This window comes from Granulicella sp. S190, from assembly GCF_009766095.1.
GTDB lineage: Bacteria > Acidobacteriota > Terriglobia > Terriglobales > Acidobacteriaceae > Edaphobacter.
Window position 1 is genome coordinate 40,192 of record NZ_LMUD01000002.1, and the last position, 9,966, is coordinate 50,157.

Here is a 9,966-nt window from a genome sequence, read left to right on the forward strand (position 1 = left end):
GGCGTTGGCTGCGCGGAGGGTGGCGGGGCCGATGACGGCGATGCGCTTGGGGAGTTGGGTGAGGTGGAGAAATTGGGCGCGGCGGTGGAAGGCTTCGAGGGCGTTGGCGCTGGTGAAGAGGAGCCAGTCGTAGGCGCCGAGGCAGGTGAGAGCGGCGTCGAGCGCGCAGAAGGAGGCGGGCGGAACGATCTCGATGGTGGGGATGAGAATGGTGGTTGCGCCGAGGGCTTCGAGCTGCGCGGCGAGTTCGGAGGCTTGATGGCGCGTTCGGGTGATGAGGATGCGTTTGTTGGTGAGAGAAGGCACTGTGTGATTTTAGTCTGTGGACGGTTGAGTTGAGAGTGCGGACTGTGCATTCTGCATTGAGGCATTGCGGGCCTCTGGAGGAAGCCCGCAGTGAGGTTGGTGGTTGTAGGAGTCTGAGGGTTGTGCAGAGTGTATGCGGGTTGACAGCGCGTTATTTATAACGACACATGGCGGGTGCGTTCAGCATTACGACTGCTAGGACTGACGCTTCCGCAGAGCTGATGTCAGGCGGCGTGGGGGTGGAGGATGACTTTGGTCCAGCCTTCGTCGCGGTTGTCGAAGTGTTTGTACGCTTCGGGGGCCTGAGCTAGTGGAAGCTCGTGAGAGATAAGGAAGGAGGGGTTGGCTTTGCCGTGGTGGATGAGATCCATGAGGCGACGGTTATAGGCCTTGACGTTGCATTGTCCTGTACCCATCTTCTGACCTTTAAACCAGAACTTGCCCATGTCGAAGGCGATCTGGCCCTTCTTTTCGAGGGCATCGTCGGCTTTGGGATCCTGCGGGATGAAGACGCCGACTACGCCGAGGGTGCCGGTGGCTTTGACGGCGTCGACGAGAGCGTTCATGACCATGTTCGGGACTTCCTTGCCCTTGGAGTTGTGGCACTGATAGCCGATGCATTCGGCACCGCAGTCTGCGCCGAGACCTTTGGTGAGCTCGCGAATCTGCTCGGAGACGTTGTCGTCAGAGGAGTCGATGGGCGTGGCTCCGAGTTGTTTGGCGAGGGCGAGGCGATCGGCTTTGTGGTCGACGACGAAGATCTGGCTGGCGCCCTGGATCTTTGCGGAGAGCGCGGCCATGAGGCCGACGGGGCCTGCTCCGTAGATGAGAATGGATTCGCCGGGTTTGAGGTCGGCGAGGCGAGTGGAGTGCCAGCCGGTGGGGAAGATGTCGGAGAGCATGACGTAGTCTTTTTCTTTTTCTGTGGCGTCTTCGGGGAGTTGGAGGCAGTTGAAGTCGGCGTAGGGGACGCGGAGGTACTCGGCCTGGCCACCGGAGTAGGGGCCCATGCCGGCGAATCCGTAAGCAGCACCGGCCATGCCGGGCATGACGGAGGGGTCGGCGCAGGTGAGACAGAAGCCAGTGAGGCCGCGCTCGCAGTTGGCGCAGAAGCCGCAGCCGATGTTGAAGGGGAGGACGACCTTCATTCCTTTTTTGACGGAGTCTACGGCTTTGCCGACTTCGACGACCTCGCCGAGGTTCTCGTGGCCGAGAATCTTGCCTTTTTCCACGTCGGTGCGGCCTTCGTACATGTGGAGGTCTGAACCGCAGATGTTGGTGGTGGTGAGCTTGATGATCACGTCGGTTTGCTTTTCTAGCTTGGAGTCGGGGACGGAGTCGATGCTTACTTTTTTGGGGCCGTGATAGACGAGAGCTTTCATATTGGGTGTTCCTTTCGGAGGTGTACTTTGTGCGCACGAATTCCTAACAGTGGATTTGTCTGGATCCGCATGCTGATGGTTTCGTGTTTCGCCGATGTCGTTTGTTGAACTCTTTCGCAAAAGAGCGTGCTGTTATCTGCGAGACGATGAAAGGTTGTGGACACTCTCAACGTGCGGAGAGACAGTGGCCGGCGACGACGCTTTCGGTCACCGGCTGTAGAGAGGTAGATGCGCGGAGGGTGAGGTTGGTTTGCTAGTCGGCGAGGGCGGCGGAGTCAGGCTCGAAGGTGTTGAGGAGGTCGAGGGCGCCTTTGGTCTTTAGTTCGTCGGCGACACAGAGGCCGAGTGCGATGGGGTTAGCGTCGTTGGCGGCTTCGGTTTCCACCTGAACCATGGATTCGCCATCTGGAGAGACAACCTGGGCGATCATCTTCCACTTCCCTTCTTCGTGGAAGCAGTGGGCACCGATGGGGAGAGAGCAGCCGCCGCCGAGGGCGTCGAGGGTGGTGCGCTCGGCGTCGACTGCGAAGCGGGTGTAGGGGTGTTCGAGGAAGGCGATGGCGTTGCGGAGGTAGGCGTCGCGGTCCTCGTCGATGGGGTGCGAGGGGCTGCGGGTTTCGAGGGCGAGCGCGCCTTGGCCGGGTGCGGGACAGAGCTCGCAGGGCGAGAAGCGCTGGTGGACGGACTCGGTGCGCTTGAGGCGGTCGAGACCGGCGGCTGCGAGGACGAGGGCATCACATTTTCCGTCGGCTAGTTTTTTTAGGCGGGTGTCGATGTTGCCGCGGATATCGACGAAGGAGACGTCGGGGCGGAGGGCGAGGATCTGGGCGCGGCGACGCGGGCTGGTGGTGCCGATGCGGCCTCCTGTGGGGAGCGTGTGGAGGGCCCAGTAGGGTTCACAGACCCAGACGTCGCGAGGGTCGGCGCGCTTGGGGATGGCGGCGAGGGTGAACTGAGGGGCGAGCTTGGTGGGGAGATCCTTGAGGGAGTGGACGGCGAGGTCGATGCGTCCTTCTTCGAGGGCCTCCTCGATTTCTTTGATGAAGATGCCTTTGCCGTCGAGGTTGGGCGGAGGGATGAAGCCGGGCTGCTGCATGCGGTCGCCGGTGGTGCGGATGATCTCGAGCTCGACGTGGTAGCCAGCGTCGCGGAGGGCGTAGAGGATGTGGTTGGCCTGCCAGAGGGCGAGTTGTGAGCCTCGGCTGCCGATGCGGATGGGATTGCGGGGATTATTGTGCTCAGAACTCATAGTCTTAACTAGGATACGGGATGCGGGGCTGGGTGGTTCATGCGAATAGGGCGGGGGCGCGGGGATTTTACGGGCGAGAGATTTTTTCGGAACCGCAGAGGCGATATGAACGTAGGAGCTTTACAAGCTGATTTACACCTGGAGGCAACTACGTGCGGGATCTTACTCTTGCGTTACGGGCGTTCTACAAGTCGCCGGGCTTTGCTGTGACCGTGGTGTTGACGATTGCGTTGGGAATTGGGGCGAACACGGCGATCTTTACGCTGGTGCACGCGATTCTGATGAAGTCGTTGCCGGTAGCTGACCCGAAGACGCTGTTTCGCGTGGGCGATAAGGATGACTGCTGCGTCAATGGCGGGTTCATCAATGAGAACGGCGACTTCGATCTCTTCTCGTATGAGCTGTACAAGCATCTGCAGGAGACTACGCCTGAGTTTGACCGGTTGGCGGCGATGCAGTCGGGTGGTGAGGGGATGACGACGCGGCGCGGGTCGGAGCCAGCAAAGATGGAACGCACCGAGTATGTCTCGGGAAATTACTTTACGACGTTCGGGATTGGACGGTTTGCAGGGCGGGTGCTGACGGATGCGGATGATGTGGCGGGTGCGGCTCCGGTCGCGGTGATGAGCTACGAGGCGTGGCAGTCGGACTACGGTGCTGATCCGAAGATTGTCGGATCCACTTTTTATATGCAGGGGCAGCCGGTGACGGTGGTGGGGATCGGGCCACATGGATTTTTCGGGGACAGGATTCGTAGTAATCCTCCGGCGTTGTGGATTCCGCTGTCGGTGGAGCCGACGATCGGCGGGAAGAATACGATTCTGCATGTGGCGAATAGCAACTGGCTTTATGCCGTGGGCCGGCTGAAGCCTGGAGTGAGTGTTGCCGCTTTGCAGGACAAGATGTCTGGCAGCCTGAGGCAGTTTCTTTCGATGCAGCCCGGATATACGCGTAACGGCGGATCGACGCTCATTCCAAAGCAGTACATTGTGATTGTGCCGGCCGGAGGAGGAATTCAGAATCTGCAGAAGCAGACGGGCAAGGGGCTCTATCTGTTGATGACGATCTCCGGACTGGTGCTGCTGGTGGCTTGCGCGAACGTGGCGAATCTGCTGCTTGCGCGAGGTGCGACGCGGAGAGCGGAGACCTCCGTACGGATGGCGTTGGGGGCTGCGCGGAGCAGGTTGATTCGGCAGATGCTGACGGAGAGTCTGCTGCTTGGTTGCATGGGAGGACTGGCTGGGTTGGCCGTGGCGTATGCAGGGACACGGACGATTCTGACGCTGGCGTTTCCAGATTCGCCGCAGCTTCCGATTGCGGCGAGTCCTTCGCTGGCGGTGCTGGGATTTGCGTTTCTGCTTTCGCTGTTGACGGGCGTAGTGTTTGGCGTGGTGCCGGCGTGGATCACGTCGAACTCCGATCCGGCTGAAGCACTGCGGGGATCGAACCGTTCGACCAGCGATCGGGCTTCGCTGCCGCAGAGATCGCTGATTGTGTTTCAGGCGGCGCTGTCGCTAGTGATGCTGGTGGGCGCGGGGCTGCTGACCAAGAGTCTGCGTAATATGGAGCACCAGGACTTCGGACTGCAGACAGCGAACCGATACGTTGTGCATATAGACCCGGCGGGCGCGGGCTATACGGCGGAGACGCTGCCTGCGCTCTATCAGACACTGGAGCAGCAGTTCGGTTCCCTGCCCGGAGTTCAAAGCACGGGGCTGGCTTTGTACAGCACGCTTGAGGGCAATAACTGGGGCGAGGAGGTGTTTGTGGACGGACACCCTGCGCCGGGGCCAAATGACAATGCCGGCTCGTCGTGGGACCGGGTAAGCAAGGATTTTTTCACGACGGTAGGCCAGCCGATGGTTCGCGGGCGGGGATTTACGGAGCAGGATACGGCGACGTCGCCGAAGGTCGCGGTGGTGAACCAGGCGTTTGTGAAGAAGTTTTTTCCGAAGGAAGATCCGATCGGGCGGCACTTCGGAGTCTATGACCAGAAGTACGCTTCGTCGTTCGAGATCGTAGGTATTGTGGCTAATGCCAAGTACAACAATCCGCGGAGCGATGTGAGGACGATGTACTTTCGTCCGTTGAACCAGACGATGGCTGGGCTCACGGACGCTAACGAACAGATGGCTGAGGGTCGTGGGCTCTTTATCAACTCGATCACGTTGAACTTTCAACGGCCACCACAGAACCTCGATGCGATGGTGCGGCACACGCTGGCCAATATCAATCCAAACCTGACGGTGGAAGATCTGCACTCGCTGGACTACCAGGTCGCGGACAACTTTACGCAAGAGCGGCTGATTGCGAGGCTGACCGAGTTGTTTGGAATGCTGGCGCTGGTGCTGGCTTCGGTGGGTTTGTACGGGATTACGTCGTACCAGGTGGCTCGACGGACGAGCGAGATTGGTCTGCGGATGGCGCTGGGAGCAGACCGCGGCAACGTGGTACGGATGGTGATGCGGGGGGCGTTTCTGCAGGCTGGGCTGGGGCTGTTGATCGGCATTCCCATTGCGATCTTCGGCGCGAGAGCGATGGCCGATCAACTTTACCAGGTGCGTTCTTACGATCCGTTGAGCCTTTTGATTGCAGTAGCGGTGCTGCTGGTGTCTGCTGCGGTCGCGGGGTTTATCCCTGCTCGACGGGCGGCCAATGTGGAGCCGATGACGGCGCTGCGGATGGAGTAAGCTGCGGTTTTTCAACTATCTTTCGTGGTGTCTATTCGTTTAGTCTCATTGGCACTATGTACAAGCGCCTGTGCGTTCTGTTTGTTCTCTGTACTACTTTGACTGCCTTTGGAGATTCCGGAGAACATTGGCTGGAGGTGAAGAGCCCTCACTTCACCGTGCTGACCAACGGGAGCAACAAGCAGGCGATACGCATTGCCAGCCAGTTTGAGCAGATGCGATCGTTGTTTCAGGTGCTGCTTCCTAACGGGAGCTCTAACGGAGGCTCACCGATCATTGTGCTTGCGCTGAAGAACAAGAAGGACTTTCAGGCGCTTGAGCCTTCGTCTTATTTGAGCAAAGGACAGTTGGACCTGGCCGGACTCTTTATGCAGGCTCCGGATAAGAGCTACATCCTGCTTCGGCTCGATGGCGAAGAGGAGCATCCTTTTGCCGTGGTGTATCACGAGTACACCCACTACATTGTGCGGAAGCTGACGTGGATGCCGCTGTGGCTGAACGAAGGGCTTGCGGAGTTTTATCAGAATACGGATATCCACGAGAAGGAGGTTCTGCTGGGTCAGCCCAGCTCGGACAATATTCTCTTCCTGCGTCAGAACCGGCTGCTGCCGCTGACGACACTGCTCAAGGTGGACTACACCTCTCCTTACTATCACGACGAGCAGAAGGGTTCGGTCTTCTATGCCGAGTCCTGGGCGCTGACACACTATCTCGAGGTGAATGACTACGAGAAGAACACCGAACATGTGAGAGAGTACGCACGGTTTCTCGCGCAGGGCGAAGACTCTGTGACAGCCGCACAACATGCCTTCGGAGATTTGAACGTGCTCCAGAAGGCGCTGGACTCGTATGTGCAGCAGGGCAGCTTCAAGATGTTCAAGAGAAATACCGGCGTGGTGGTGGATGAGTCGGTGCTTCAGGTGGTGCCGGTTGCAAAGTCGCAGATCGATGCGGTGCGAGCGGATGTGCTGGTCTACAACGATCGCGCCAAGGAGGCTGAGGCGTTACTGGAGACCAGCCTGAGCAGCGATCCGAGCAACGCGCTGGCGCATGAGACGATGGGATTTTTGAAGTATCGCGAAGGAGATATCCCGAGTGCGAAGAAGTGGTATGGCGAGGCGGTAGGACTCGACTCCCAGAGCTACCTGGCGCACTACTACTTTGCGGCCATGTTGATGCAGTCGGGAGGCGATGGACATGAGGATGCGATCGAGTCGAGTCTGCGTGCTTCGATCAAGCTGAACCCAGCGTTCGCTCCCGCGTACGACACCCTGGCTACGTTTTGCGCTACGCGCAATGTGCATTTGAGCGAGGCTCATATGCTGAATGCGCAGGCGATTCAACTGGAGCCGGAGAATCTGAGCTATCGGATTAACGCGGCTGCGGTGCTGAGTCAGCAACAGCAGTATGGTAGCGCGGTCAGCGTTCTGAAGGCGGCGAGAGGAGTTGCCAAGACACCGGATGAGATGGCGATGGTCGACAGCCGCGTTAAGCAGTTGGAGCAGTTTCAGTCGCAAATGGACCGCGCCCAGTCACAAGGCAGGGGAGATACCGCGCAGATCGAGGTGACGCAGACGGTGCGACCGGTGGACTCCGCGCGAAATGCTTCGTCGCATGATGCTTCGAAGACTGTTGTGTTTCGAAAGGTTGACGGCAAGATGACAGGGGTGTTGCAAGAGACACCCAAGTATCCGGTTGGAGATGCGAAGGGGCCACGACATACGATTCAAGGGGTGATCCGCAATGTGGAGTGCTCGTCCCCGAATGTGCTTGCGTTGAAGGTGGAGAAGCCCGACAAGTCGATCTCTCTCTACAACAATGACTACTACAAGGTAGTGTTCACGCTGGCGAACTACCAGGTGGAGGGCGATCTGAAGCCATGCACGGATATGGAAGGGATGAAGGCGAAGGTGGCCTACGCCGAGGTTTCGGACGCAGCGGTGGCGGGGCAGATCCTGACGATCGAGTTGAGTAGATAGGCGAGAGTCGTCCTGACTAAAAGGAGAAGCGCCTGAGGCGGGAGAGTTGCAGGAAGCTGAGCCAGACGAAGCGTGGGTTGTTCAGGAGGTAGCGACGCCAGAGGCGCTTCGGCTCCTTGATCAAGCGATAGAGCCATTGGAGGCCAGAGCGCTTCATCCAGTCGGGAGCTTCGGCGAGGTTGCCGCTGAGAAGATCGAACGCTGCGCCGACGCCGACCATCAGCTTTACAGGAAGGCGGCCACTGTAGGCGGCCATGAAACGCTCCTGCTTCGGGGTGCTGAGACCGCACCAGAGGATGTCGGCTTTAGAGTCTTCGAGCTGGGTTCGGAGGTCCTGCTCTTCTTCGGCGTTGAGCGGACGGAAGGGCGGGGTGTAGGTGCCTACGATGTGAAGGCCTGGGTAGCGGCGGGTGAGTTCGGCACGCAACTCTTCTGCGATGCCTGGCCTGCCGCCGTAGAGGAAGTGGCGGTAGCCGCGCTCGACGGAGAGCTTGCACATATTCAACATGAAGTCGGGGCCGTAGACGCGGGTCATGTCTTTGAAGCCGTGGAGGTGGCCGAGCCAGACAGTGGGCATGCCGTCGGGCGTGGAGAGGAAGGATCGGTTGAGGATGGTCCGGAAGGCTTCGTCGGATTGTGCTTCGATGATGCCGTGCACGCCGGTGACGCAGATGTATCCCGAATCGCCGCGGCTGAGGAGAGCGTCGCTCTGTGCGACAGCGTTGTCCATAGAGAGTGCACTTATTCCGACACCAAGGATGTTGACTCTTGGCGAATCGCCAGGGATCATGATCGCGCCTCGATTGTGAAGCTACTGCTTCTGTTGTGTTGCAGGATGCGGGGAGTTCCGCTCTACGGGATAGAGCGCTTGATTGTTTTCAAGTTCGATTGCAGATGCTGCACCAACTGAGATGAGTATACGAGAGGGAGGGTGGGCTGTCGACCACATGCCGCGAGTTCGACAGCCTGCCCTCGTTGCCTATTTGTAACCGACAAAGAGCGGCATTCGAAAAGAGCTGCTGTTGGGCGAGGTGAGATTCTTGGTTACGCCGGTGCGTGTCTCCTGCTCCTGGATGGTGTAGCCGCAGCCACTGCAGTAGACCGATTCTTTGTAGATGTAGGAGGTCTGCGCGTCAGTAGACACGAATGCTGCCTGCGATGTGGGGACAGCCACTGCGGGATAGATGAGGGCGCCTAGAAGTTCGGTGTGACCGCCGCTAGCGGTGGTGATGACGGTGCCAGCCTGCTCCGTTTTAAGGCCGAGTATCCAGAGCGAGCCTCCCAAGTTCGTAATCTTGGTTCCAGCGAACTCGTCATCGAGCTGGCGTGCAAAGACCTGCTGACTTTGTTGAACGGTGAAGTTCACCATGCCCGTGTCTTCGAGGAAGAGCTTTCCAGCGCCGGCGAAGCTGTTGTACTGATTGACGTGCATATCCTTGAGGACGACGGGGCGTGTGCCGTGATGATCGACCTTTATCCCATAGCCGAACTGCTCGATGATGAGGGGCTGGGTGCTGTTGCTGTTTACGACAAAGCGAATGCCTCCACCGTTGGTTCCGGAGCCAATATTGACGATGGAGGAGAAACCTACGATGCGTTCGACGGTATCGGGCACGGTGATGTCAGCTTCATTGGCGGAGAAGTATTGCCCGAACGGGAAGTAGACCGTGTGCTTGCCGGAGTTGAGAACGGCTTGAAGTCCCGAGGTGTCGCCGTACCACTTTGGCGTGAAGACAGCCCAGTCGGAGAGGCTAGAGCTGGTAAAAGAGGGCGTCTCCTGAACCGGAAGATTGAGACCGGTTGGAGTGGATGCGTTGCCTGTGAGCGTGGCGGGGGTGCCGACCAGGATATGTGCGATGGTCCCCTTGGTAAGAGTTGGAGTGGAGGTGGTCAAGTCCTGCAAGGTGGCCTCGTATCCCGTCGATGCTACGTTCCGCAGAAACATGGTGCTGTTGGTCTGAATAGCAGGCACGGTGGCGAGGCCGCCGGTAAAACTTCCATCGATCAGTACGACCATTCCTCCCGTGTTGGTGAGTGCAGGGACCGTGTTGCTGCTGGTGAAACCGCGAACGTTGATTGCCTGATCGCTGTTTCGAATGCCAGCGATCTTTTGATTCTGAAGCGTAATGTCTTCGATCGTCGTACTGTATTCCGCATTCTGGAGATCGATGCCTACATCGAAGCCGTCAACTTCCAGATTACGAATCATGAGAGGCCCGGCGTACTGACGAGTCAGATCGATCCCGTCGTGGCCGTTTCCGTCCTCGCTTTTGATCAGAACATCATGGACAGAGCCAACGTTGTTCGAGACATAGTTGAGAGCGGTCGCGCCCGGATTGCCGGGACCGATGGAGATGCCG

The 9,966-nt window shown here is 58.7% G+C and carries 7 protein-coding genes; 2 read left to right on the forward strand and 5 right to left on the reverse strand.

What is annotated here, in order from left to right; all coding sequences use genetic code 11:
- The 3 genes from GSQ94_RS00165 to hemC all read right to left on the reverse strand — a co-directional run.
- On the reverse strand, positions 1-306 hold a 306-nt coding region (locus GSQ94_RS00165; protein ID WP_174240861.1), incomplete at its 3' end, for a uroporphyrinogen-III synthase.
- A 224-nt stretch (positions 307-530) separates the two neighbouring features.
- Entirely contained in the window at positions 531-1,688 is a 1,158-nt protein-coding gene (locus GSQ94_RS00170) for a glutathione-independent formaldehyde dehydrogenase (protein WP_158941312.1), read from the reverse strand.
- A gap of 253 nt (positions 1,689-1,941) precedes the next feature.
- The gene (hemC, locus tag GSQ94_RS00175) at positions 1,942-2,937 is read right to left on the reverse strand and encodes a hydroxymethylbilane synthase (protein WP_158941313.1); all 996 of its coding nucleotides are present in this window, start codon (positions 2,935-2,937) and stop codon (positions 1,942-1,944) included.
- A gap of 152 nt (positions 2,938-3,089) precedes the next feature.
- Between hemC and GSQ94_RS00180 the strand changes: the two genes are divergently transcribed.
- Both GSQ94_RS00180 and GSQ94_RS00185 read left to right on the forward strand, forming a co-directional pair.
- Positions 3,090-5,627 carry an ABC transporter permease gene (locus tag GSQ94_RS00180; protein WP_158941314.1) on the forward strand — a complete coding sequence of 846 codons (2,538 nt, stop codon included), beginning with the start codon at positions 3,090-3,092 and terminating at the stop codon, positions 5,625-5,627.
- Positions 5,628-5,764: 137 nt separating this feature from the next.
- Positions 5,765-7,606, forward strand: coding sequence for a hypothetical protein (locus GSQ94_RS00185; protein ID WP_158941315.1), 1,842 nt, complete (start codon positions 5,765-5,767; stop codon positions 7,604-7,606).
- A gap of 16 nt (positions 7,607-7,622) precedes the next feature.
- Here the strand turns inward: GSQ94_RS00185 and GSQ94_RS00190 are convergent, their stop codons facing one another.
- Both GSQ94_RS00190 and GSQ94_RS00195 read right to left on the reverse strand, forming a co-directional pair.
- On the reverse strand, positions 7,623-8,336 hold the full coding sequence (locus GSQ94_RS00190) for a WecB/TagA/CpsF family glycosyltransferase (RefSeq protein WP_254063476.1): 714 nt from the start codon (positions 8,334-8,336) through the stop codon (positions 7,623-7,625).
- A 249-nt stretch (positions 8,337-8,585) separates the two neighbouring features.
- A partial coding sequence (locus GSQ94_RS00195; protein WP_216842976.1) for a hypothetical protein occupies positions 8,586-9,966 on the reverse strand: 1,381 nt, incomplete at its 5' end.